The organism is Streptacidiphilus sp. MAP5-3, assembly GCF_041262505.1.
GTDB lineage: Bacteria > Actinomycetota > Actinomycetes > Streptomycetales > Streptomycetaceae > Streptacidiphilus.
In genome coordinates, this window is sequence record NZ_JBGCCL010000018.1 from 112,494 (window position 1) to 137,034 (window position 24,541).

21 protein-coding genes and 1 pseudogene are annotated in these 24,541 nt (G+C 70.3%); 9 read left to right on the forward strand and 13 right to left on the reverse strand.

What is annotated here, in order from left to right:
* Positions 1–103: 103 nt before the first annotated feature.
* From ABH928_RS24665 to ABH928_RS24675, 3 genes are all read left to right on the forward strand, one after another.
* On the forward strand, positions 104–889 hold the full coding sequence (locus ABH928_RS24665; RefSeq protein ID WP_370070096.1) for an ABC transporter ATP-binding protein: 786 nt from the start codon (positions 104–106) through the stop codon (positions 887–889).
* Positions 890–962: 73 nt separating this feature from the next.
* Complete coding sequence (locus ABH928_RS24670) at positions 963–3,608, forward strand: ABC transporter permease (protein WP_370070098.1); 2,646 nt, start codon at positions 963–965, stop codon at positions 3,606–3,608.
* Between the two features lie 156 nt (positions 3,609–3,764).
* Positions 3,765–4,313: an isoprenylcysteine carboxylmethyltransferase family protein gene (locus ABH928_RS24675; protein WP_370070100.1), complete on the forward strand. Its 549-nt coding sequence runs from the start codon at positions 3,765–3,767 to the stop codon at positions 4,311–4,313.
* 12 nt (positions 4,314–4,325) lie between these two features.
* Here ABH928_RS24675 and ABH928_RS24680 read toward each other — a convergent pair whose 3' ends face one another.
* Positions 4,326–4,910: a TOPRIM nucleotidyl transferase/hydrolase domain-containing protein gene (locus ABH928_RS24680; protein WP_370070102.1), complete on the reverse strand. Its 585-nt coding sequence runs from the start codon at positions 4,908–4,910 to the stop codon at positions 4,326–4,328.
* Between the two features lie 71 nt (positions 4,911–4,981).
* Entirely contained in the window at positions 4,982–5,506 is a 525-nt protein-coding gene (locus tag ABH928_RS24685) for a WHG domain-containing protein (protein ID WP_370070104.1), read from the reverse strand.
* A 97-nt stretch (positions 5,507–5,603) separates the two neighbouring features.
* Between ABH928_RS24685 and ABH928_RS24690 the strand changes: the two genes are divergently transcribed.
* Positions 5,604–6,311, forward strand: coding sequence for an MBL fold metallo-hydrolase (locus tag ABH928_RS24690; protein ID WP_370070106.1), 708 nt, complete (start codon positions 5,604–5,606; stop codon positions 6,309–6,311).
* Positions 6,312–6,334: 23 nt separating this feature from the next.
* Here ABH928_RS24690 and ABH928_RS24695 read toward each other — a convergent pair whose 3' ends face one another.
* From ABH928_RS24695 to ABH928_RS24705, 3 genes are all read right to left on the reverse strand, one after another.
* Entirely contained in the window at positions 6,335–6,988 is a 654-nt protein-coding gene (locus ABH928_RS24695; RefSeq protein WP_370070147.1) for a Bax inhibitor-1 family protein, read from the reverse strand.
* Positions 6,989–7,075: 87 nt separating this feature from the next.
* A complete protein-coding gene (locus ABH928_RS24700) occupies positions 7,076–7,759 on the reverse strand; it encodes a class I SAM-dependent methyltransferase (protein ID WP_370070108.1) in 684 nt (227 codons plus the stop codon).
* Positions 7,760–7,942: 183 nt separating this feature from the next.
* Positions 7,943–8,290, reverse strand: coding sequence for a hypothetical protein (locus ABH928_RS24705; protein ID WP_370070111.1), 348 nt, complete (start codon positions 8,288–8,290; stop codon positions 7,943–7,945).
* A 448-nt stretch (positions 8,291–8,738) separates the two neighbouring features.
* On the opposite strand from ABH928_RS24705, the gene ABH928_RS24710 reads away from it, so the two are divergent.
* Positions 8,739–9,344 carry a DNA-binding response regulator gene (locus ABH928_RS24710; RefSeq protein ID WP_370070113.1) on the forward strand — a complete coding sequence of 202 codons (606 nt, stop codon included), beginning with the start codon at positions 8,739–8,741 and terminating at the stop codon, positions 9,342–9,344.
* A gap of 46 nt (positions 9,345–9,390) precedes the next feature.
* On the forward strand, positions 9,391–10,035 hold the full coding sequence (locus ABH928_RS24715; protein WP_370070115.1) for a carbonic anhydrase: 645 nt from the start codon (positions 9,391–9,393) through the stop codon (positions 10,033–10,035).
* 83 nt (positions 10,036–10,118) lie between these two features.
* Here ABH928_RS24715 and ABH928_RS24720 read toward each other — a convergent pair whose 3' ends face one another.
* The gene (locus tag ABH928_RS24720) at positions 10,119–11,348 is read right to left on the reverse strand and encodes a peptidase S8 (RefSeq protein WP_370070117.1); all 1,230 of its coding nucleotides are present in this window, start codon (positions 11,346–11,348) and stop codon (positions 10,119–10,121) included.
* Positions 11,349–11,759: 411 nt separating this feature from the next.
* Here ABH928_RS24720 and ABH928_RS24725 point away from each other — a divergent pair, with 411 nt between their 5' ends.
* Both ABH928_RS24725 and ABH928_RS24730 read left to right on the forward strand, forming a co-directional pair.
* A complete protein-coding gene (locus ABH928_RS24725; protein ID WP_370070119.1) occupies positions 11,760–12,791 on the forward strand; it encodes a serine hydrolase in 1,032 nt (343 codons plus the stop codon).
* A gap of 128 nt (positions 12,792–12,919) precedes the next feature.
* Positions 12,920–14,689 (forward strand): MFS transporter, encoded by a 1,770-nt coding sequence (locus tag ABH928_RS24730; protein ID WP_370070121.1) that lies wholly within the window; start codon positions 12,920–12,922, stop codon positions 14,687–14,689.
* Positions 14,690–14,743: 54 nt separating this feature from the next.
* On the opposite strand, the gene ABH928_RS24735 is transcribed toward ABH928_RS24730, so the two are convergent.
* From ABH928_RS24735 to ABH928_RS24755, 5 genes and pseudogenes are all read right to left on the reverse strand, one after another.
* The gene (locus ABH928_RS24735; RefSeq protein ID WP_370070123.1) at positions 14,744–17,020 is read right to left on the reverse strand and encodes a putative Ig domain-containing protein; all 2,277 of its coding nucleotides are present in this window, start codon (positions 17,018–17,020) and stop codon (positions 14,744–14,746) included.
* Positions 17,021–17,297: 277 nt separating this feature from the next.
* Positions 17,298–18,932, reverse strand: coding sequence for an APC family permease (locus tag ABH928_RS24740; protein ID WP_370070125.1), 1,635 nt, complete (start codon positions 18,930–18,932; stop codon positions 17,298–17,300).
* Between the two features lie 200 nt (positions 18,933–19,132).
* The gene (locus ABH928_RS24745; protein WP_370070127.1) at positions 19,133–19,720 is read right to left on the reverse strand and encodes a hypothetical protein; all 588 of its coding nucleotides are present in this window, start codon (positions 19,718–19,720) and stop codon (positions 19,133–19,135) included.
* 146 nt (positions 19,721–19,866) lie between these two features.
* Positions 19,867–20,619, reverse strand: a complete 753-nt coding sequence (locus ABH928_RS24750) for a class I SAM-dependent methyltransferase (protein ID WP_370070129.1) — start codon at positions 20,617–20,619, stop codon at positions 19,867–19,869.
* A 183-nt stretch (positions 20,620–20,802) separates the two neighbouring features.
* Positions 20,803–22,043: pseudogene (locus tag ABH928_RS24755) on the reverse strand (serine hydrolase domain-containing protein).
* Between the two features lie 385 nt (positions 22,044–22,428).
* Here ABH928_RS24755 and ABH928_RS24760 point away from each other — a divergent pair.
* Positions 22,429–23,328 (forward strand): winged helix-turn-helix domain-containing protein, encoded by a 900-nt coding sequence (locus ABH928_RS24760; protein WP_370070131.1) that lies wholly within the window; start codon positions 22,429–22,431, stop codon positions 23,326–23,328.
* 37 nt (positions 23,329–23,365) lie between these two features.
* On the opposite strand, the gene ABH928_RS24765 is transcribed toward ABH928_RS24760, so the two are convergent.
* Both ABH928_RS24765 and ABH928_RS24770 read right to left on the reverse strand, forming a co-directional pair.
* Positions 23,366–23,704 carry a hypothetical protein gene (locus tag ABH928_RS24765; RefSeq protein WP_370070133.1) on the reverse strand — a complete coding sequence of 113 codons (339 nt, stop codon included), beginning with the start codon at positions 23,702–23,704 and terminating at the stop codon, positions 23,366–23,368.
* A gap of 44 nt (positions 23,705–23,748) precedes the next feature.
* Positions 23,749–24,378 (reverse strand): DUF3887 domain-containing protein, encoded by a 630-nt coding sequence (locus ABH928_RS24770; RefSeq protein WP_370070135.1) that lies wholly within the window; start codon positions 24,376–24,378, stop codon positions 23,749–23,751.
* Positions 24,379–24,541: the final 163 nt, after the last annotated feature.

A 24,541-nucleotide genomic window follows, 5' to 3' on the forward strand; every position in this document is an offset into this window, starting at 1 on the left:
CCGTGGTCACCCCCTGAATGGGTCCCGGGGGCCACGGTTCGCCACCGACCAGCGTCGAGGATGGTGAACCGTCGCAGTGACCCGATTTGCACAGGAGTGCCCAGTGACGACGACCCAGGCCCCGGCCACCGATGGAGCGACCAGGGCTGGTGCGGTCGCAGCCCGCGCGTCCGGCCTGACCAAGATCTACGGCGAGGGCGAGACCCGCGTCGTCGCGCTGGACGGCGTCTCGGTCGAGTTCCGCCGCAGTGAGTACACCGCGATCATGGGCCCGTCGGGCTCCGGCAAGTCGACGCTGATGCACTGCATGGCCGGTCTCGACACCATATCCGGGGGCTCCGCCACCATCGGGGACGTGGAGCTCAGCAAGCTCAAGGACAAGAAGCTCACCCAGCTGCGCCGCGACAAGATCGGCTTCATCTTCCAGGCGTTCAACCTGGTGCCGACGCTCACCGCGCTGGAGAACATCACGCTGACCCTGGACATCGCCGGGCGCAAGCCCGACAAGGCCTGGCTGGACCAGATCATCGGCACCGTCGGCCTGTCCGATCGGCTCTCGCACCGCCCCGGGCAGCTCTCCGGCGGCCAGCAGCAGCGCGTGGCCTGCGCCCGCGCCCTGGCCTCGCGCCCGGAGATCATCTTCGCGGACGAGCCGACGGGCAACCTCGACTCCCGCTCCGGCGCCGAGATCCTGGGCTTCCTGCGCCGCTGCGCCCGCGAGTTCGAGCAGACCGTGGTGATGGTCACCCACGACGCCACCGCCGCCTCCTACGCGGACCGCGTGCTCTTCCTCGCCGACGGCAAGATCGTGGACGAGCTCGCGAACCCCACCGCGGACAGCGTGCTGGAGCGGATGAAGCGCTTCGACGGCAAGGGCCGGACCAGCTGACGCCGGTCACCGACCCGCGCGGCCAGTCCCGCCGTCCGTCCCGAACGTTCCATCCGCAGAAGGAATCCCCACAATGTTCCGCACAGCCTTGCGCAACGTACTGGCGCACAAGCTGCGCCTCCTGATGACCATGCTGGCGGTGCTGCTCGGCGTCGCCTTCGTGGCCGGCACCCTGGTCTTCACCGCGACGCTCAACCAGGGCATGAAGGACCTGCTCACCAAGAACTACTCCGACCTCGCCGTCGCCGTGCACGCCGACGGCACCAACGCGCACGGCGGTGCGGGCGGTGGCGGCGGCCCGGGCGGCGGCGGTGGCGGTGGCGGCGGGAAGGGCGGTGGCGCGCTCGGGCACGGCGGCCACGGCTCGTCCGCGTCCGCCAAGCCCGTCGGCATCGACGACGCCACCCTCACGAAGCTGTCCGGCCTGGCCGGCGTCTCCGCCGCCCAGCCGATCGTCTCCGGCTTCACCGGTGTCGCCGACGCGCAGCACAACCTGATCGGCAAGGGCTTCTCGACCCTCGGCGGCAACTTCGCGCCGGGCGCGAACGGCCAGGACTCCCGCTACGCCTTCACCTCCGGCACCGGTCCGACGACCGGCGGCGAGATCGCCCTGGACTCCGGGACCGCGGCCAAGGGCGGCTTCCACGTCGGTGACACCGTCGACATCTCGATCGACGGTCCGGTGCTCAAGGAGAAGCTCACCGGCATCTTCACCAGCACCGACCAGGCCGTCGAGGCGGGCGGCACGCTGACGCTGTTCGACAACGCGACCGCGCAGCAGCTGCTCTACAACCCCGGCCTCTACCAGGAGGTCGACCTCAGCGCGACGCCCGGTACCAGCCAGGCGCAGCTGATGACCGAGGTCCAGCAGACGATCCAGGGCCAGACCGGCCTGACCGCCGAGACCGGCCAGACCCTGATCGACGATCAGACCACGGCCGTCGCCTCGGACACCTCGACGCTGAACACGATCTTCCTCTCCTTCGCCGCCGTGGCCCTGTTCGTCGGCGTCTTCCTGATCGCCAACACCTTCACCATGCTGGTCGCCCAGCGCACCCGTGAGCTGGCACTGCTGCGCGCGGTCGGTGCGAGCCGCCGTCAGGTGACGCGGTCGGTGCTGATCGAGGCGGTGCTGGTCGGCGTGCTGTCGTCGGTCGCCGGCTACCTGGTCGGCCTCGGCCTGGCGATCGGGATGCGCGGTCTGATCGCCAAGTCCGGTGGCGGGCTGCCGACCAACTCGCTGGTGATCACCCCGTCCTCGGTGCTGGTGTCGCTTCTGATCGGTGTACTGATCACGGTGGTGGCGGCCTGGCTGCCCGCCCGTCGCGCGGCCAAGATCCCGCCGGTCGCCGCGATGAGCAGTGTCGACGCCCCGCCGAAGCAGCGCAGTCTGATCGTCCGCAACGTCCTGGGCCTGCTCTTCGCGGCGGGTGGCGGTGCGCTGATCTACCTGGGGATCCAGGCGACCGGCAGCAGCACGGGCAACCGGTCCGGCGTCATGGGCGGCGGCGCAGCTGTGCTGTTGATCGGCATCATCGTGCTGACCCCACTGCTGTCCCGCCCGGTCATCGCGCTGTTCACCCCGCTGCTCGCCCTCTTCGGCGTCACCGGCCGTCTGGCCCGCCGCAACTCGCTGCGCAACCCGCGCCGCACGGCGGCGACCGCCACGGCGCTGATGATCGGGCTCACCCTGATGAGCGCGATGGGCGTGCTGACCCACTCGCTCCAGAGCGGTCTCGCCTCCGTCGCCACCAAGGGCGTCAGCGCGGACTACATACTGGCCAACGCCAACGGCCGCGCGCTCGACCCCTCGGTCGTCGCGTCCGTGAAGACCGTGCCGGGCGTTGCCGCGGTCAGCGGCCAGCAGGCCCTGTCCCTCACGGTGAACGGAGTCACCGAGGACACCGACGCGGTGGACACCACGGCCGTCTCGCAGGTCCGCAACTTCACCATGGTCAGCGGCACGGTCGACAACCTCGGCGCGGACAGCGTCGCGGTCGACCAGCAGGACGCGACCACCAACGGCTGGAAGCAGGGGCAGTCCCTGACGGTGACGCTGCCCGACGGCAAGAAGAAGCAGGCCACCGTGGCCGGCATCTACCAGCACTCGATGATGACCCCGGCCGTGCTGATGGACCTGTCCCTGCCCAAGGGCCACGTCTACAACACCTCCCTGGAGGCGGTCTACATCAAGGCCGCTCCCGGCCAGGCCGGTTCGGCGCTGCAGGCCTCGATCAAGTCGGCGCTCGGCAACAGCCCGATCCTGCAGGTCGAGACGAAGCAGGACCTGCTGGCGCAGGCCGACGCGATGATCAACCGCATCCTGTACATGGTCTACGGACTGCTCGGGATGTCCGTGATCGTGGCCGTCATCGGCGTGGTCAACACCATGGCGATGTCCGTCTTCGAGCGGGCGCGCGAGATCGGCATGCTGCGCGCGATCGGCCTGAACCGCCGTCAGGTCAAGCGGATGGTCCGGCTGGAGTCGCTGATGATCTCCGTCTTCGGCGCCATCCTGGGCCTGGGCGCGGGCACCCTGCTGGCCTGGGCCGCCAGCCGCCTGATCGAGCCGCACTTCTCCTCGTACTCGATGCAGATCCCGTGGTCCCAGTACGGCGCCTTCGCGGCTGCCGCGCTGATCGTCGGCGTCCTCGCCGCCATCTGGCCCGCCCGCCGCGCCGCCCGGCTGAACGCCCTGGAGGCGATCAAGACGGACTGACGCTCAAGACGGACTGACACCTCTGTCGGCACCGCGCCGGGCGTGCACCATGGACGGGGCACTTCTTAAGTGATATCACTTAAGAAGTGCCCCGTCCCGCGTCTTCGGAAGCCACCGAGCGGCACACTGGAAACAGCAGCTGGGAGCCTGAGCCTCATGACAGCGATCGAACTGGTCTTCCTGGTCGGCTGGGCCGCGTTCTGGCTCGGCTGGCTCGGCGCGGCGGCCTGGACCAAGCCGGGACAGCTGAAGTGGGGCAGTGCCCTGCGGGTCCGGCTGGCGATCCTGGTCGTCGTGGTCGTCCTGGTGCGGCTCGGACCCCTGCGGGGTCGGACGGTGGTCGGCAACCCCTGGCTGCAAGGCGTCGGCCTCGCCTGCTTCGCCGTCGGGCTGGCGTTCGCGGTCTGGGCTCGGGTGTACATCGGCCGGAACTGGGGCACCCCGATGTCGCAGAAGAAGGATCCCGAGTTGGTGACCTCCGGGCCGTACCGCTGGGTCCGGCACCCGATCTACTCCGGCATCATCCTCGCGATGATCGGCACGGCCGTGGGCCTGAGCCCGATCTGGCTGGTGCCGGTCGCGATCGTCGGCGGGTACTTCGTCTTCAGCGCGACCCAGGAGGAGCGCTACATGACGGAGCGCTTCCCCGACACGTACCCGGCGTACCAGCGGTCGAGCAAGATGCTGATCCCGTTCCTCTTCTGACCTGCCCTCCCCTCAACGGCGACCGTCCCCCAGCGCGCAGGCCAGCACCTGCGCCAGCGGCCTGGGCACCTGCTCCAGCGCGACCGCCTCGGCCATCAACGCCGCGTACCGCTCCTTGCCGCCCGAGCGCCCGCTCATCAACCGGCGCAACTGGTCGTGCAGGCTCCGAGCGCGCAGCGCGGGCTGCTTCTGCAGCGTCCGGAACGACCGCAACTCCCCCTCGGCCGCGACCAGGTCCTCGACCGCCTCCGGCCCGAGCGCGCGGATCAGTTCGTCCTCCAGGTCGGCCGAGCAGCAGTAGAACCCGTGCGCTTCGAGCCCGTCGCGAGCCTCGTCCGCCGCCATACCGGTGAGTCCGACCTGCTCCAGGCCGCGCCGGACGAACCGTCCCTCGGCCTCGTCGTACAGCCCGGCCACCCGGACCCCCGGGGCCGTCGCACCGTAGTACGCCAGGAAACGCCCGACGTTGGTGATCCCGTGCATCGCCACGACCGACACCCCGGCCGCGCCCAGACCGATCCCGCGCCGCCGCGCCACCACCTCCAGCGCGACCCGGTCACTGACTCCTTCGACGAGCACGACAGCCTCAGACGCCACGCCCTCATCCTGCGCGACCCGCCGCCCGAGCACCACCGGGTTTCAGTGCCTCAGAGCATGGGCGAGCGCCGTCACCCAAGGGCTCGGCGCATGCCGGCCAGGCCGTACTCGAAGGCCTGGTCGATGTCACCCCTGAACCGGAAGGCACCGTTGAGTTCCATCTCGATGAAACCGGTGACCCACGCCGTCAGCAGACGCGCGGCGTTCAGCGCCTGCTCCTCGCCCACGAGTTCCCTGGCGACGCGCAGGATGGGGCCGGCCGCGCGGGCGAGCGCCTGAGGCGGCGCGTGCACGGAGTGCAGTACCAGCCGGAACCCCTCGGGCCAGCTCCTGGCGAACTGCCGGTAGCAGCGTGCCAGTTCCTCGAGCGAGCCATCGGTGGCGTCCAGGCTCGCGGCGAGCTCGTCGACGGTGGCCTCGGCCACCGCACTCAGCAGAGCCGCCCGGTTGTCGACGTGCTTGTACAGGGACGGAGCCCGCACACCGACGCGCTCGGCAACGATTCGCATCGTCAGTTCCTCCCGACCGCCGGCCTCCAGCAGGTCGCGGCCCGCAGACACGATCTGACCGAGAGATGTCTTCTCCGGGGTCGGCATGGTCAGCCCCTCCTCACTGAAAGCTATTGACGTTAGCCATGATAGCTAACTACCTTAGCCATCTCGGAAGCGCCCCGGTCACGCACCTGGAGACACTGTGAAACTCGCACCTCATCTGCACCGCCTCGGCAACGACGTGGTGGCCTGCTACCTCATCGACACGCCGGAGGGCATCACGCTCGTCGACGCCGGCCTGCCCGGGCACTGGCACGACCTGCACCGCGAACTCCAGTCGCTCGGCAAGTCCCCTGCCGACATCCGTGGACTCGTGCTGACCCATGGCGACTCCGACCACATCGGCTTCGCCGAGCGCCTGCGCAGCGAGTACGACGTGCCGGTCTACATCCACACCGCCGACGCCGCGCGCGCCCGCACCGGAGAGAAGCCCAAAACGGCGACCGGGCCCATGCGCCTCGGGCCGACGCTCAAGTTCTTCGGCTACTCGCTCAGCAAGAACGCCCTGCGCACCCGCTACCTCGGCGCTGTGACCGAGGTCGACGACGGCGCCACCCTGGACCTGCCCGGAGAGCCGGTCATCATCGGCATGCCGGGTCACTCCCCGGGGAGCGTCGCGATCCACGTCCCGCTCGCTGACGCGGTCTTCGTCGGCGACGCGCTCACCACCCGACATGTCCTCACCGGACGCACCGGCCCGCAACCGGCGCCCTTCACCGACGACCCCGCCGAGGCCCTCGCCTCCCTGGACCGGATCGCCCCGCTGGCGGCCTCCTGGGTGCTCCCCGGCCACGGCAGCCCCTGGAACGCCTCACCGGCGGAGATCGCCCGCGCCATCAGGGAGGACTGAAGCGCCCCGCGGTTTCTCGTCCCTCAGTCCCGACTGCCGCCGCCGAAGATGTTCAGGAAGAACAGGAACACGTTGAGGATGTCCAGGAAGATCGACGCGGCCAGCAGCGGCGCCGACTCGATGTTCTGCGACCGTCGCAGCCGCTGGAAGTCGAAGAGCGTGAACCCGGCGAAGATCACCAGCCCGACCACGCTGTAGATCAGCGACCCGTGCGGGATCCGCACGAAGATCGCCACGACCCCGAAGACCAGCAACGCCAGGAGCGCCCAGAAGCACATCCGCGCCAGCCCCGACAGGTCCCGGTTCGTGGCGTAGCCGATCGACCCCAGCCCCGCGATGAACAACGCCGTCGCGCCCCCGGCCTGCCACAGCGCGTGCGGATCGGCGGTGGCGTAGTAGACCAGCGTCGGGGCCATCGCGACCCCCATGAGCAGCCCGAACGCCCCGAGCAGCGCGACCGTCGCCTCCCGCGACCGGCTGGCCGCGAACCGCATCGCGATCAGGCACACGAACGCGCCGATGAACGCGGCGATGCCCGCTCCGTGGGCAAGGTTCCGGCCGACGTACGCGCCGAGTGCGAACAGGGCGGCCGTGGCCGCGACGAACGTCATGGTGCGCGCGAAGAGGGTGTTGGTCGAGATCCCGTAGCTCCGGCGAGCGGTGGTCGTGTCGTACATGGTCAACCTGTACCCACCTTCGGCCGGGATTCTCAGCGCCGGGTGGTGGACCTGCCCCTGTTGAGCGCCGTCTGCGCCTCCCGAGGGCTATCCCGGTCGGCGGGCGGCGATGCCGAGCAGGTCCGGGACGGGCTGCGGGCCGTCGTCCTCGGCGGTCGCGAGGAGGCTGAACCCGGCGTCGAGGACCGCGTTGAGCAGCACCGGCAGCGGTACGTTCACCACGCCGACCCGGGAGCGAATGCCGTCGCCGAGCAGCGGGTGGTGCTCCACGCGCCCGTGAACCCGATACCCCGGGTGGACGCTGCACGTGCCTGCGGCGTCGCGCTCGACGTAGACACCGCCGAAACACGGATGGGCCGCGACAACGGCCAGGCGCCCGCCCGGGCGCAGGACGCGGTGGGCCTCCCGGAAGACGGCGGGCAGGTCGTCGACGTCGGTGGTGGTCATGATGGTCGCCACCGCGTCGAACGTCGCGTCGCCGAATGGCAGGTCGTCCGCACTGGCCACAACCGCGTCGACCCCACGGCGGCGGGCGATCTCCACCTGGCGCGCGGAGAGGTCCACCCCCTGCACTCGCCAGCCCAGGCCGGTCAGCGCCGGGATGTGGGCCCCGCCGCCACAGCCGAGGTCGAGACACGTCCCCCCGTCGCCCTCACCCAGCAGCCGGGCGACCAACCGGTCGGCGGCCTCCGCGAACGGACGGCCCACCCCGCTGTGCACGTAGGCGTCGTACCAGTCGGCGAACTCGTCGTAACGAGGGCGATGCGTCATGCCGAGACCTGACCAGACCACGCATCCCCTGCCAACCGAATTAGGCGTAGGGCCTGTCCTGTCGACCTCTGCCGGCCAACATCCTGTGCGAGCTCGGCGGCGCCCATCGCGCCCCGAAGGATCTGCCGAAGGCGACCGAACCACTGGAGCAGGCGCTGACCGGCTACCGGGACGCGTCGCGCGTCAGGTGGAGGACGCGCGCGTCGCGGCCAAGGCGTCGACGATCACGCGGAGGACCGCGTCGATCCCCTCGACGCTCCCGGTCGGCGCGCCGAGCGACACCGCAGTGGTCCGGGCCGCGCGCAGCGCCTCCTGGGCGCTCAGGAGGGCGCGGCCGTCGTGGGCCGGCTCGCAGAGCAGCTCGGCGTTGTCGAGGACCGCCATGGCGGCGGCCGCGCCCATGGCACGGTCCGTCGCAGCGCGGACCGGTCCCGGATCGCCGGTCGGGGCCAGAGCGGCGCCCGCCTCGGTGACCTCGGCGTTGAGCTGCGACAAGGGCCCGCCGGCCAGGCTGGAAATGGTTCGGGACACGCGGACTCCCCCTAGGACTGCCGTTCGCATCGGTGCACCGCGCCCCACCCGTCGCATCGCTGCGCCGTGCCGGGCCCGGCGTCGCCCAGTCTGCCCTGTCCGGGTCAACCCTGTCACGCACCCCCTCCCACCTGCGGTCCGGCGGGGGACCCCAGGCTGACGCCTGCCGCGCCGCAGACCGTACCGAGCCGCACTCCGGCACCGGCAAGGGGCCACCCTGCGCGCGGGCCTCTTCGGCGTCGTGCTCGGCGGCCTCCTCGGCGTCGCCTCGGCCTTCTGCTGTGTCGGCTGCGCGTCGAGCGAGCAGGGGCGAATCTACGCGCGGCGGAGATGTACGCAGATGTTCGATCCACCGTCAGAAAGCGGAACTTACGATGTGCTGATATGGGATCAACAGGGCGTATGCACACTGCGCTTGGGCCGTGAGGAAGAAAGACGGTGGTGGGCCGTGATCAGCATTCTGATCGCCGAGGACATGCTCCTGCTGCGGAAGGCACTGACGTCGCTGCTGACTCTGGAGGACGATCTCGAGGTCGTCGCCGAGACCGCCAGAGGGGACCAGGTGCTCCCCCTCGCACTCCGGCTCAGACCCGACGTCGCGGTGCTCGGCACCGAACTGCCCGGTGTGGACGGCATCACCGCATGCCGTCAGCTGCACGACCAGCTGCCGTCCTGCCGGACCATGATCCTCACCGAGGTCGGCGGACCGGGCAGGCTCCGCCGGGCACTCGCCGCCCACGCCGTCGGCTACCTGCTGACCGACTCCGAACCGGCCGTCCTCGCAGGCGCCATCCGCTCCGTCGCCGCCGGCGGACACGCCATCGAGCCCAAACTCGCCCTCGCCGCCCTCGAAGCGGGCAGGAGCCCACTCACACCCCGCGACTTCGAGGTCCTGCGGCTGACCGCCGACGGCGAGGACGTCAAACAGATCGCCGACCACCTCTACCTGGCCTCCGGCACCGTCCGCAACTACCTCACCAACATCGTCAGCAAGCTCAACGCCCGCAACCGAGTCGACGCCGTCCGCATCGCCCAGGAAGCGGGCTGGTTGTGACTATCCCCATCACGCGCGACGAGCGTGGGGGACGTAGTCTGCGGGCATGACTGCCACCATGACGCCCACGCCTCGCGAAGCCTTCGAGATGCTGATGGCCGGCAACCAGCGCTTCGTCGCCGGTTTCCCCGAGCACCCGAACCAGGACGCGGCACGGCGCACCGGTGTGGTCCCTGGACAGAGCCCGTTCGCGGTGCTGTTCGGCTGCTCCGACTCCCGCCTCGCCGCCGAGATCATCTTCGACCGCGGGCTGGGCGACCTCTTCGTGGTCCGTACCGCGGGCCACGTGATGGGTCCGGAGGTGCTCGGCAGCATCGAGTACGGGGTGAGCATGCTGGACTGCCCGCTCGTGGTGGTGCTGGGCCACGACTCGTGCGGGGCCGTCGCCGCCGCACGTGCCGCCGTCACCGAGGGCGCGTCCGTCGACGGCTACGTGCGCGACGTGGTCGAGCGGGTGACCCCCAGCATCCTGGCCTCCCGCGCCGCCGGGCACACCGAGGACTCCCAGTTCATAGCGGACCACGTGCGCATCTCGGTGGACCTGCTGCTCGACCGCTCGCGTGCGCTCAGCGACGCCGTCGTCGCAGGCCGCACCGCGGTGGTCGGCCTGGCCTACCGCCTCACGGACGGCACCGCGCACATCGTCACGACGCGCGGCCTGGACGTGGCCAGCACCGACACGGCGGCCTGACGCCGCTCACGTCCGATAGGCCCGCCCACGACAGTGCCCGGCCCGGCCGTGGGCCGAGCCGGGCACCTTGGGGTGACGGATCGTCAGCCGGTGAAGGCTGTCAGGCCGTTGGGCGTTCCCAGGCCGGTCGGGCCGTCGTAGCCGGGCCCGGCCGTGCAGAGGTAGGACGGCGAGCAGGTGGCGGTGGAGCCGGTGGTGACGTCGTTGAGCGACGAAGCGTTGGCGTAGGCGATCGAGGCCGGGACGGCGGCGGTGTGCGCGCCGGCGTCCGCGTAGACCGCCGCGATCAGCGGGGAGGCCACACTGGTCCCGCCGTAGACGTTCCAGCCGCTGGCGCCGTAGGTCTCGTAGACGGCGACGCCGGTGGCCGGGTCGGCGACCGCGGAGACGTCGGCGACGGTGCGCTTGCTGCAGCCGCTGTCGGTCTGCCAGGTGGGCTTGGCGTCGTAGGCGGAGCAACCGGAGCCCGCGCCCTCGGTGCTGCTGGTCGACCAGACGCTCTCCTTCCAGCCACGGGTGCCGGAGGCCTTGGAGAGCGAGGTCCCGCCGACGGCGGTGACGTACCGCGAGGCGGCCGGGTACTCCACGCCGTAGCCGCTGTCGCCGGAGGAGGCGGTGATGGCGATCCCCGGGTGGTTGAAGTACGTGGTGTCGTCGGTGGTGTCCGCGCTGGACTCCGAACCGCCGTAGCTGTTGGAGATCTCCGTCGCGCCGAGCTTGGCGGCCTCGTTCACGGCGGTGCCGAGGTTGACCATGGAGGCGGTCTTCGCCTCGACCAGGATGATGTGGGCGTTCGGGGCGATCCCGGAGACCATGTCGAGGTCGAGCGAGATCTCGCCCGACCAACCCGCGTTGTTGGCCGGAAGGGTGGTGGTGCCGGTCTGGCTGACCTGCTTGAAGCAGCCGGTGGCCTTGGTACAGGCGGGCAGCCCGTACTGCTTGCGGTAGACGGCCATGTCGGCGCCCGCCTTGGGGTCGTTGTAGGCGTCGACGATCGCCACGGTCTGCCCGGCGCCGCCGTTGGCGGGGAGCGCGTAGGCGGAGAGCAGATCGGCGGGTCCGAAGCCCGACGGCGTCGCGCCGGGCGTGACGCCGGTGGCGTTGACGTGCTCGACGGCGTCGGTCACCCGCAGGGCGTTGCAGAACGCCTGACCGGGCTGCAGGTCGACGGAGCAGGAGCGGGTCCAGCTGACGGGGTGACCAGCGGCGCTCGCGGGCATCGCGGCGAGCAGGCCGGAGACGGCCAGAGCGGCGGTCCCGAGCAGCGGGACAGCGGCTCGGCCGAGCGGGACGGCGATCTGTGGGGTGCGCAACGTACGGCCTCCTGAGTCGGGGGAATCGGGGGCGTGCAGGTGCGTGCAGGTGCGTGCCGCGGAGCAAGGGGGCGTCCCGTGCACGGCGTGGCGCCGAGGGATGCGGGAGCGTGTCACCCTCTGGCGGGGTGACTCGGTCGTGAAGGTAGCAACCCGCTCCGGGCGTGGCAACAGAGTGACCGTGTTCCACCAACTCGCCCTGTGGGCACGGTGATCCGCAGCGCCGCCCCCGCGACGCATCGCCGCGGCACAGACAGCGCCCGCAATTGACCCGTCGGTGTGACCGTGGCGCCCGCGTACCGCGTGTCCTCCCCGTCGCCCCGGCCTGACGGCGTATCACGTGAGGGGACCAGCACGCCTCCCGAAACCGCACCGGTAGCTCGTCGTCCGCACACACCTCACCGGGGCCCCATGATCACGCAACCGCAGTCCGGTCGATCCGGTCAGCCGGGAAAGTCCGGTCAGCCCCGTCAGCCGGGAAAGTCCGGAAAGACCACGCTCTGGTTCTGCTCCGCCGTCGGCATCGTGGTGCTGACCACTGTCGTGCTGGCGGCGCTGCTCGTCCGACCGGCCTCGGGGCCCGCAGCCGAGGCGAGCGCCGTCCAGGCGTGGCGGCGGACCGCCCACGGGAGCCCGGCCGTTCCGGCACCCCGCACGACCGTGCGCACCGCGCCTCACACCGTCCGGCGCGTCGCCGTCACCACGCACCGACGAGCGCCGTCGTCGGACGCCGCCTCGGCGGGCCTCGCGCTCACCCAGGCACTCGGGCACGTCCCCGGCCACCTCGCCGTCGCCGCGCTGGACCTCACCGACGGAGCCACGCTGCTGCGCGGCTACACCTCGCACCGGTTCGTCACGGCCAGCATCTGCAAGGTCGACATCCTGGCGACGCTGCTGCTCGCCCGGCAGGACGACGGCCACACCGGGCTGGCGTCCAGCCAACTCGCCCTGGCCACCCGGATGATCGAGAACAGCGACAACGACGCCGCGGACGCGCTGTTCCGGCAGGCCGGTGGCGCATGGGGACTGACCGAGGCGAACACCCGGTTCGGCCTGACCGACACCAGCGTCGACGCGCCCAGCTGGGGACTGACCCGCACCACCGCCTCCGACCAACTACGGCTGCTCCGCGAGGTGTTCACCAGCAACTCGGCGCTGGACCGGTCGTCCCGCACCCTGATCCAGCAACTGATGGGACAGGTGGAGCCCGACCAGGCCTGGGGCGTCAGCGCCGTCCCCGGCACGCAGGCCGAGCTCAAGAACGGCTGGCTGCCACGCCCCGACGGAAGCTGGGTCGTCAACAGCATCGGCGGTGTCACCCCTGCCACGGGACACAGCCTCCTGATCGTCGTCCTCACCGACGACGACCCGACCGAGGACGCCGGCATCGCGCTCACCGAGACGGTGGCCCGCGACGCCGCGACCACGCTCGGCGGTGCATGACGGCCACCTGGCCGCCTATCTCTTCGGTCACCGCCGTGCCCAGAAGTCCCGTCCCACAAGATGCCTGATGACAGTGGACCCTTCGAACTGAAATAGTTGCACAGGGCATCAATCGAAGGGACTCCTCCATGCACAGCTCACCCGCCGACTCTCCGCCGGGCGGATCTCCTGCCGCTCCTCCCGCTCCGTCGGAGGCGTCGGAGGCCGCCGACCACCCGCACGGACCCCGTTACAAGTGGGTCGCTCTGTCGAACACCACGCTCGGCATGCTGATGGTGATGATCAATCAGTCCATCGTGCTGATCGCCATGCCGAACATCTTCGACGGCATCCACCTGGACCCGCTCGACCCTCACAACACCAGCTACCTGCTGTGGATGATGATGGGCTTCATGGTGGTCACCGCCGTGCTGGTGGTGTCCTTCGGGCGGCTCGGGGACATGTTCGGCCGGGTCCGGATGTACAACCTCGGCTTCGGCGTCTTCACCGTGTGCTCCATTCTGCTCTCCCTCACCTGGGGCAGCGGGACGCAGGCGGCGCTGTGGCTGATCGGCTGGCGGGTGGCCCAGGGGGTCGGCGGGGCGCTGATCTTCGCCAACTCGACCGCCATCATCACCGACGCGTTCCCGGCCCGGCAGCGCGGGACCGCGCTGGGCATCAACGTGATCGCGGGTATATCCGGCGCGTTCATCGGGCTCATGCTCGGCGGCGTCCTCGGCCCGGTCGGCTGGCGCTGGGTGTTCCTGGTGTCGGTGCCGGTCGGCGTCTTCGGCTCGGTCTGGGCCTACCTCAAGCTCAAGGACACCGGTCACCGGCAGCCCGCGGCGATCGACTGGTGGGGCAACCTCACCTTCGCGGCCGGTCTGATCACCGTGCTGGTCGGCATCACCTACGGCATCCAGCCCTACCACGGCGCGACCACCGGCTGGGGCAACCCGTGGGTGCTCAGCGCCATGGGCGTCGGGGTCGCGCTCCTGATCGTCTTCTGCGTGATCGAGGCGCGGGTCGCCGAGCCGCTCTTCGACCTCTCGCTGTTCCGGCTGCGGACCTTCGCCGCAGGCAACCTCGCCAGCCTGCTCACCGCGCTCGGGCGCGGCGGGCTGCAGTTCATCCTGGTGATCTGGCTCCAGGGGATCTGGCTGCCGCTGCACGGCTACAGCTTCGAGCAGACGCCGCTGTGGGCGGGCATCTACATGATCCCGCTGACCGTCGGGCTGCTGGTGGCCGCGCCGATCTCCGGTCTGCTGTCGGACCGCTTCGGCTCGCGGTTCTTCACGATCACGGGCGCGCTGCTGAACGCGGCCAGCTTCGGCCTGCTGATGATGCTTCCGGTCGACTTCCCCTACTGGGCCTTCGCGTCGATCCTCGCGCTGAACGGCCTCGGCGCGGGCCTGTTCGCCTCCCCCAACCGGGCCGAGATCATGAACTCGGTGCCCGCCCGTCAGCGCGGTGTCGGCGCAGGCATGACCGCGACCTTCCAGAACGCGGCGATGGTGCTGTCGATCGGCCTGTTCTTCAGCCTGATCGTCCTCGGTCTGGCCCAGAGCCTGCCCGGTGCGCTCGACCACGGCCTGGTCGCCCAGGACGTGCCCCCGGCCGTCGCCGCCAAGGTCGCCCAACTCCCGCCGCTGGCCGTGCTCTTCGCCGCGTTCCTCGGCTACAACCCGATCCGCCAGCTGCTCGGCCCCCAGGTGCTCCAGCACCTGCCCGCCGCCAGGGCGAACTACCTGACCGGCCGCAACTTCTTCCCGCACCTGGTCACCGGCCCGTTCCAGGACGGCCTGGCGGTCGCCTTCTGGTTCGCCCTCGCCGCCTGCCTGGTCGCGGCCGTCGCCTCGGCGTTCACCTCCCGCCCGGGCCAACCGGGCGCAGCGCCGCACCTGGTCGCCAAGGGGTGAAACGCGTGAGCAGCGCGGCACCCGCAGGGCCGCGCTGCTCTCAACCTGAGCTGTTCAGCTCGCGACCAGCGAGAGGTCGTCGCAGCTGGACGTCGCCGGGCCGGTCGGCACGTAGCAGAAGACGGTGGCGCTGGTGTTGCTCGCGCCGGTGGTGAAGGTGTCGGACTCCTCGGTCCAGGACGTGGCCGTGCTGTGCGCCTGGACCTGCTTGCCGCCGTAGCTCTTCACGCCGAGGCTGGTGCTCGCACCGCCGGTGCGGACCCAGCCCGAGTACACGTAGGTGGTGTTCGGCGAGAGTCCGCTGACCGTGTACTCCATCGTGGCGTAACCGCCGGACGGCGCGGTCAACTGCAGGTCGTGCGTGGGGCTGTGCGCGTTGGCGTCGGTGACGACGCTCGCGTCGTGCACGGCCCAGCCCGGCAGGTTGCCGGACTCGAAGTCACCGCCGGTGATCAGGTTGGTGACACCGGAGCCGACCGTCCAGGTGAAGCCGGTGCTGCCCGACGCGCCCGTCCCGTCCGTCGCCGTGACGGTGACCGAGTCGGAGCCCGCCGTGGTCGGCGTGCCGCTGATCTGCCCGGTGCCGGAGTCGATCGACAAACCGGCGGGCAGGCCGGAGGCGCTGTAGCTGAGGGTCTGTCCGCTCGCCGAGTCGGACGCCTGGATCTGCAGTGGACTGATCGCCGTGTTCGGGGTCGAGCTCTGCGTGCCCGGATCGGTGACGGTCACGGTGTTGCCGGTGCTCGCGCCGCCGCCGGTGAACACCTCGTTGTACGGGGTGGCCCACTTGTCGTTGTCGGTCATCGACGGCAGGCCGAGCGCGCCCTCGATCACCCGCGCGGTGCTGTAGTGGTCGTAGCGGTTCGGGTCCTGGTAGCCCGCCTTGACCGTGCCCTGCGAGCCGATGGCGATCGTGGCCACCTGGTTCGACTGGCCCGGACCGAAGCCGCCGGGCGCGTTGTTGCCGTCCTCGTCCCAGGTCAGGATCAGCAGCGACTTCTGCGTGGTCCACGCGGGGGAGTTGAAGAGGTCCGGCAGCGTCTGGCTCAGCCAGGTGTCACCGGCCGCGATCCCGCAGCCTTCCATGTCGTTGCACGAGTCCGCGTCCGCCCAGACGAACGCGGGGGTCGTCGACGCCGACTTCAGGTCAGTGTTCAGCAGCTGCGGCAGCGGCTGCCAGTGCGCCTGGCAGTACGCGTTGTCGCTCTGCATCTTCGGGTCGTAGTAGAACGGGACGTCGTCCGACTCGTAGTTGCCGCTGTTGGCGGTCTCGCAGTTGCTGGTCTGGCTCTGGACGTACTGCTTCCAGCTCTTGCCGGCCGCGTCCAGGTTGTCGTTCAGTCCCGGGTTCGTCGCCGCGCAGGCCGGGTTGGTGATGCAGTCGGCGCCCGGGGTGCTGTGGTTGCTGCGCCCGTAGGAGTTGCCGAACGCGATGGCCTCGTAGTTCGGGTCGGAGCTGTGGGTGTTGCCGTGGTAGTTCGTCAGCAGCGACCCCATCGGCAGCAGCGTGTTGTTGATGTACGGGGCCGAGGAGTTGCCGATGATCCCCGCGCCGCCGTCGGCGGTGTTCGAGGCAGCCGAGTAGTTGTTGTTCTCCATCATGACGACGAAGACGTGGTCGTAGCCGGGCACCGTCGACGTCGGGACCGAGAGCGTCGGGGCCGTCACCGCCGTGTTCAGCGTCAGGGACAGTCCGTCGGCCAGGCCGTCGTTCTGCGTGCCCGTCATGGTGAAGTCGACGGCGACCTTGATCGAGCGTGTGCCCGTGGGCACCGCGCCGGTCGCGGTCTGGTCGAGCAGCTCAGTGGTGTTGCTGCGCATGGCCGGAGTGGCCGGCCCGATCACGCTGGTGCCGAGGGAGGTGCCACTGGCGTCCAGGTAGGTCGCGGTCACCTGCGACGCGTCGGCGTAGCTGCCCACCCCGCCCAGGTAGCCGGACAGCGTCGAGGACACTCCCCCGGCGTCGATCGCCGAGGCGGCGGACGACACGTCCACCGTCTGCACCATCTCCGACGAGCCGCGCGAGCCGCCCTGGAAGTACGACGTGCCCTGCGCCCCCGGCGTGGTGGTGTTGGCGACGTTCGTCGAGTTGTAGCAGTCGATGACCGGGTCGCCCGAGGTGATCTGCCAGCCGGGGACGGTCGTCTCCTCCCACCCACCCGGCGAGCACTGACCCGTCTCGGCGTCACCGTTGAGGATCAGGTTCGCGCTGGTGGTCGCGGCGTCCGCGGGACCGGCCAGGGTGACCGGGACGGTCACGGCGGCGCCGAGCAGCGCGGCCGTGAGGGCCCGGCCGATCCAGGGCCGTGGGGTTTTGAGCCTGCCGAACATCAGGTGCCTCCAGGCAAGAGGGGAGCTGGGGGGTGGGTGACGGGGTATCAGCGGTGCTTCGAGCTCTGTGCTTCGGGCTGTGCGCTCGATGAACTGTGAGCTTCGAGCATTGGGCTAGCCCAATGCTCGAAGAGTCGCGCGCACGAGCGGATTCCGCCAGACCGGCGTCCGCCCGGAAGAGAACCAGTTGATGAACTCTTGTCACCCGCACACAGCCGTCCGCCCCAGGGGCGCGGGTCCCCGGGGGCGGACGGCTGTGGTGTATCGCCAGGCAGGCCTACCCCGCCGACGCCGGCTCCTGCCACTCGCGGCCTGCCGCGGCCTCCGCGCGGAGCGCGGCGACGCGGTCCGGGTCGGCGGACATGTGCGTGACCGCACTCCGCACCGCCCACACGTAGATCACCAGAGCCACGACACCCACCGTGACGCTGTCCCACGGGGCCGAGAGCACGTGGTGGCCGCCGAAACTGCCCAGCACGGACAGCACGTACATCGCGCCGAGATACACCGGCAACCAGATCCCGGCCCGCAGGTCGCCGACGCTGCTGCGGTTCCGGAAGTAGTTGAGGCCGTAGAGCACCAGGCCCAGCGCCACGATCGGGATCGTCTTCAGCAGCGTCGGCCACGAGGCCCAGAAGATCACCAGCGACGAGACCACGAACGCGGCCGGTGCGACGACCTGCATCCCGCCGATCCGGGTGTCCGCGTCGCCGACCTCGCAGCGGCGGAACGCGATCACCGACACCGACCCGATCGCGAAGGTGAAGACCGCGAGCGTACCCGTCACCCCGATGATCGCGTGCCAACTCGGCAGCGGCAGCAGGAACGCCAGCCCCACCACGAAGTTGATGCCCAGCGCCCGAATCGGGACACCCCATCGGGGGTCGACCTTCATCACCCACTCCGGGAAGAACCCGTTCTTGGCCAGCCCGAAGCTGTTGCGGGCGTTGGACGCGGTGTAGACGATCGCCGAACCGGACGGCGAGACCATCGAGTCGGCGATCAGGATCCAGTACAGCCAGGACAGGTTGAGCAGCATCGCCAGGTTGGCGAACGGGGAGTTGAGGTTCACCCCGTGCCAGCCGCTGCCCAGCAGGTGGCCCGGCACCGCCCCGAGGAACGCGGTCTGCAGGGCCAGGTACAGCACGATGCACACCACGATCGTGGTGATCAGCGCGGTCGGCACGGTGCGCCGCGGATTCCGCGCCTCACCGGAGAGCTCGACGACGTTGCGGAATCCCGTGTACGCGAAGACGATCCCGGCGGTGGCGATCGTCGACAGCGCCGTGGACCAGCCGTAGGGGGCCAGACCGCCGTGCTGGTGACCGAAGTTGCCGGACTGGAAGCCGGTAGCGATGAGCACGATCGCGGTGGTCACCGGGACGAGGATCTTGACCGCCGTGACGATGTTGTTGGTACGCGCGAAGAGCGCGACCCCGAACCAGTTGATCAGCACGAAGAGCAGCATCAGCCCACCGGCGGCCAGGACCCCGAGACCGGTCAGCTGCTTGCCGTGGTACATCCCGGGCAGGTACGCGCTGGCGTACTGCAGCACACCGGCCGCCTCGGTCGGCGGGTTGCCGACGTACCCCACCCACATCGACCAGCCGACCACCGCCGCCGCCAACCGGCCGTTGCTGTACAGCGGATAGCGCACCAGCCCACCCGACTCAGGCTTCACCATGCCGAGTTCGGCGAAGACCAGACCCACGAGCAGCATCACCACGCCGCCGATCACCCACGCCAGCAACGCCGACGGCCCGGCGGCCTGCGCCGCGTACATCGACGCCAGCAACCAGCCGGAACCGACCACGCTGCCGAGCCCGGCCGCCAGCAGCGACCAGAAGCCGAGCCGCTTGCGCAGCAGATCGTCCTGCCGTGCGGGCTTGGCCAGAACCGGCTCGGTGACCATGGCTGCCGCCTCCCCTGGGCTGTCGAGGTTGTCGAACTGGCCTACCCACGAGGATTGTTGACGAACCATCCGGGCGCCCAGGGCCCCTGCGCCCACCTCTTGGCCTTCGCTCACCCGACCCGACCCGGCCCGACCCGGGTCCCGACCGGCCGAGTCCCGGCCCGGCCCGAACCGGCCCGAGTTCCGAACCCGAACCGGAACTACAACGCGATGGCGAGCACGATCCCCACCGGCAGTGCCAGCAGCAAGCCCCCGCCGGCCAGAACGGCCGTCACCACCCACGCGCCGTGGCACAGTGCGTTCCACATCCCGACCAGGGCGGTGCTTCCGGAGAGCTCACTGCCCGCCTTCCCGATCCCGGAGATGACAGCCAGCACCCCGAAGCCCAGCACCCACCAGAACGCCACCTCGAGGAACTGCCAGAAGACGGTGCTGTGGCCGGGCAGGAGGAACTCGCCGTTGGTGTCGATCATGCGGGTCGGGACGCCCACCTTCGCGTCGCTGTCGGGCAGGGTCACCCCCGTGCGCACGACCCGGCCGTCGTCGGACCGGAAGGTGCCCACGCACCGCCAAGCCGTCGACGAGTTGTCACCGCTGCCCATCTCGATGCTCTCGCACGACGTGGCGGTGTAGCGCCCCTGCAGCCCACCGATCCCCGCCGCCGCGTCGAACGCGTCCCACGTCACCGCGAGCATGTGCCACATCACGACCGCCACCACGGCGGCGAGCCCTGTCCCCAGGAGCCGCCCCGCAAGGCTCCCGGACGCCTCCCCCAGCCGTGTACTCATCCGTCACCCCCGGGCCGCAGCCGGATCCCCCGACCTGCACCGACACAGCTGCCTTCCTGCCCGGTGAGACGCTCTCCCCGACCGAACCGGTTGCGGTTGCTTCGTCCGGCCCACCTCCCAGGGCGTCGGGAGTCCGACGACGTGGCCTACGCCGCGCCGCACGGACGCAGCGCCGCGTAGTACGCGAACGGCGGTCCGATGATCTGCGTGACATGGAGCCGCGCGCTGTCGGCGTGCGCGATCAGCCGGGCGGGGCGGATCTGGTGCCGGTCGAAGAACTCACCGACCACCAGCCTCCCGGCGGGCTTCAGCACGCGGCGCAGCTCGCCCAGCGTGACGGCGGGTTCCGGGATCTCGCCGATCGCGGTCACCAGGTAGGCGGCGTCGAAGGTCTCGTCCTCGAAGGGGAGGCTGTGCGCGTCGGCCAGGGTGGGAACGATGTTTCCGACACCCAACTTGGCGGCGCGGGCACTGACGTGGTCGAGCATCGGCTGCTGGACGTCGACGACGTCCAGGCGTCCGCGCTCGCCGAGCTGCGGCGCGACGTGCAGGGACTGCAGTCCGGTCCCGGGGCCGATCTCGAGCACGCGCATCCCGGGGGACGGCATCAGCATCCGGTCCAGCCGCCGCAGCGACAGGAACGGGAGGGGCAGGTCGAGCAGCCAGCGCTGGGAGTACGGGTAGGGCGCCGTATCGGTCATCCACCAGGCGGCCATCGCCGCCGCAGCCGAGGCACAGGCGACCCCGCGCCAGAGGTTCCTGCGCGAGGCGCGGGAACCCTGCGAGGCGAGGGCGGCGCCGGAAGCGAGGGCGGCGCCGGAAGCGAGGGCGGCGCCGGAAGCGAGGGCGGCGCCGGAAGCGTGGGCGGCGGACGGGGTCGGCACGGTCTGGGCGTTCACGGGTCTCCTCGGAGGCAGTTCCGGCCGCCGGGTCCCCGGCGGCCGTCGCCTCCACCCTCCCGGAGCGGCACGGTCGTTGTCGTCGGTGCTGGCACCCGCTCGGGGGGTGGTGCCAGGTTCACCCCGAAGACGCAGACCGTCGGCCCTGCGGACTCCGAGCCGCGCCGGCGGGAGTGCGGACGCTCAGCCCTCGTTCGGGAGCGTGTAGACGTTCTCCGGGGTCGCGACGGACGTGACCGCCTGCGCGAACAGCGTGCTGGGCTCGGTGCCCTTGTACAGGATGTCGGTGTTGAGCAGGATCACCAGCGTGGCGTCCTCCTGCGGCAGGTACACCGTCACGCTCTCGTAGCCGGGCAGCGAGCCGTTGTGGCCGCGCCAACCGTGCGTCTCGAAGAGGCCCAGGCCGTACCCGCCGCCGGTGAAGCCCGCCACCGGGACGAACTTCAGCCGCTGCGCCTGGGTGGCGGGCGACAGCAGGGTGCCGGTGGCAACGTCCTTGGCCCAGAGGTGCAGGTCCCGCAGGTCGGAGATCATCGCTCCGGCCGCCCAGCCCCAACTGGGGTTCCAGTGCGTCGAGTCGGCGACCGCGCCGGTCAACGTCTGATGGTGTAGCCGTGGGCGTGCGGCCTCGGAAACTCGGCGGCGAAGGGGAAGTGGCTGTGGTCCAGGTGGGACGGCTTGAGCACCCGCTCGCGGATGAAGTCGGCGAGCGGCATCCTGCCGACCTTCTCCACCAGCTGGCCGAGCAGGATGTAGTTGCTGTTGTCGTACAGGAACTTCGTCCCGGGGGCGAAGAGGTTCGGGTGACGGTAGCCGTACGCCAGCAGCTGCTGCGGGGTGAACGGCTGGTACGGGTTGGTGAAGAAGGCCTTCTGGAAGCCCGCGTCCGCGGTGTAGGGGAACAGACCGCTGCGCATCTCCAGCAGCTGACGGATGGTGATGTGCCGTCCGTCCGGGACGCCACGGAGGTAGGTGACGATCGGGGCGTCCAGCTTGACCAGGCCCTGGTCGACCAGTTCGAGCACGGCGGTGGCGGTGAAGGTCTTGGTCTCGCTGCCGATCCGCATGTAGAGGTCCGGCCGCATCGGCGCACCGGTCGCCTTGTCGGCCACCCCGAACGACCGCACGTAGTCGCCACGGCCGGGCATCCACAGGCCGACGGTCACACCGGGGGTCCCGGTCTCCTTCTGCACGGCTTCGATCGCCTTGTCGAGGCGCGCCACCAGCGCGGGGTCCAGCGGGCAATCGTCCGCGGCCCTGGCGGTGCCGGAGGGAAGGCCGGTGGTGCGGAGGCTGACGGCGTGGGCGGCCTGCCGTGGCGCGGCCTGGACCGACGGCGCGGCCACGACTGCGGAGCCGACGGCGGTGAGGGCGACCAGGGCGGCAACGAGTCGGCGGGCGGAGGCGCGGCGCGCGGCGGGCATTTGGGTTCCAGTCTTCCGATGAGGTGACCTTGCCACGCATCATCACCGTCAACCCCGCGCCCATCGCCCCCACCCACGTGCACCACGCCACGAGTCCACCCGTCCGGCCGTCGACGCCTCCCCCCGCGCGGCCGGGCCGGTCGGACGTCCCCGACATGTCCCGCGACGTCGGGATGCCACTTGGACCGGTCGAGCGCGAAGCGGCAGGACCGGGCCGCCGCCCAAGGCGGCCCGGTCGGCTCCCCCGTACGGATTCCATGGAACAGCAGGGCAGTTGGGCCGGTCGAATGATTCGATGGGTTTCTAATGAGCTTGCGACAGCGCCAGGGGGCCGCTCGTGATTCGCATCGTTCTGGGTCATCACGGACTGGGATCTGTCAGGTTCGTGATTCCCGTGCTGGATCCGGCGGGGCAGCTCCTCTTCCTGCGCGACCACGCGCCGGGCTGGCTGACCGCAGGCTGGCGCGCCAACGCCACCGAAACTCTGGTCCAACAACGGTTGGGCCTGTTGGCCGTGGTCGGAGCGGTCGGCACGGACTTCCTGCGGCCCACGCCGCAGAGCCCCCAGGTGAGCCTGGACGCGGCGTTGCACCAGGTCGCGACCACGCCGGCGGACCGGGTCCGCTACGACCTGTCGGCGGCGTTCGGCGCCTCCGTCTGGGACGAGAGCTCCTCCCGTCGGCCACCGCGCGTGTTCCTGCAAACCCTGGAGCGCGGCGAGGACCACCTCGCCCATCGGCTCGCGGAGGAGATGGAACGCTTCTGGCACGCGGCCATGGCTCCGGACTGGCCGGCACTCCGCGCTCGACTGGAGGCCGACGTCGCGGCGCGGGCCACGGCAATCGCCCGCGACGGCCTCGCGGACATGCTGAGCCGCCTGGCCCACAACCTCGAATGGCGCGACGGAACGCTGACCGTGCACCTTCCCGCAGGCGTGCGGTTCGACAAGACCGTCGAGGCGGAAGGTCTGATCCTGACGCCGAGTGCCTTCACTCCCCGGGCCCTGGTGCAGACCGCCGACCTCCCGGACGCCCCGGACCCGCACACCCCGCACATCGCCTATCCGCTGGGGCCTGAGGAACGTCCCGTCCCGTCAGGGGAACTCATCGGCGCCGCACGCGCGACCATTCTGGCCGAGCTGTGCCAGCCCCGCTCGACCACGGAGATCGCAGAGCGCGTCCACCTGAGCCCGGCGACCGTCTCGTACCATCTGCAGATCCTCCACCGCGCCGGGGTCGTCACCCGAAGGCGCCGCTCCCGCCACGTGCTCTACCAGCGGTTGTGAGCAGAGGACGCCCGTCTGTTCACCAGCGCACGAGTGGTCAACTCCTGCCCTTGGTCCTTTCGGTGAGGATCCTGGCGACGGCAGCCGGGTCGTCCGGCGTGATGGTGGGACGCACGCGGCCTCCCGCGTCGATGACGAGCGCGGTGTCCTTCCTGGGACGCCGCGGATCGAGGTTCCACCAGTGGATGAAGTCGCCCGAGCCCCAGATGCGCCACCGGCGGATCGCGTTCGGGCCGGTCAGGGAGAGCGTCTGGACGCCTTTGATGGCGGCGTAGGGGATCTGCTTGGATCCCCATGGGTAGTAGCGACGGATGGTGATTCCTTGATCGTTGCAGAGGATCAGACCGTCGTCGTAGGCGACCGTGTTCACGCCCATCTATGTCTCCTGATATTCAGCCAGTTGCTCTATGGAGCGGTGTTTCACGGGGTTTCAGGGGTGAGGATGAAGATCCCGGCAACCTTCTCGTCTGCGTCGAACGCGACGCGGGCCTTCATGTCGCCGGCCTCGTAGCGCAGCGGAATGTCGACGACCGTGTGGTCACCGACGCGGCGGACGAACGGCTCGCCCTCGCCGAATCCCTCGAAGGCTCCGACGAGGCCGGCGACCGTCGCCAGACCGTTGCCCCGGACCTCGTCCGTGAATGCCTCCAGGACTTGGGCGTTGAACGATTTCCGGGCGTCGTCCATGCGTCCTTCGAGGACGGCCGTGGCGATGGTGACGGCGCGTTCTGCCGCGTTCGTCATGCGCACCGTCTTGTCCATGGGTTCTCCCGTCCGGGGGTCGATCGGCTTGCCGAAGCGCTGGAAGGCCGCCTGCCGGGTGACCCCGAGCAGGTCTCCGATCTCCTGCCAGGTATGTCCGGCATCTCGGCTCTGCTGCACGCACAGCTTGAGCACCTGCTCCGCGAGGCTGTCGACGTCCCGAGCGCGTTGGACCAGGTCCAGGTACGCAGGCGACGCCAACGGGCTCCCCACCGCCTGGGCGAGGACCGAGGACTGCTCAGCGAGCAAGGCGCTCAGGGCGGCGAGGGTTCGCGGAGATTCGTCCATGTGTCAAGGATGCCTTTACGCCGCCAGCGTGTCAAGGAAGCCTTTACAGCAGACCGGGGTCGCTTGGAAATCGAACGGAATGACTAACTCGTTCGTGTTCGGAAGATAGTCCTGATGGGCCATGGTCTTGGGTGGGGTTGTGGCTTGATAATTGTTCTATGGA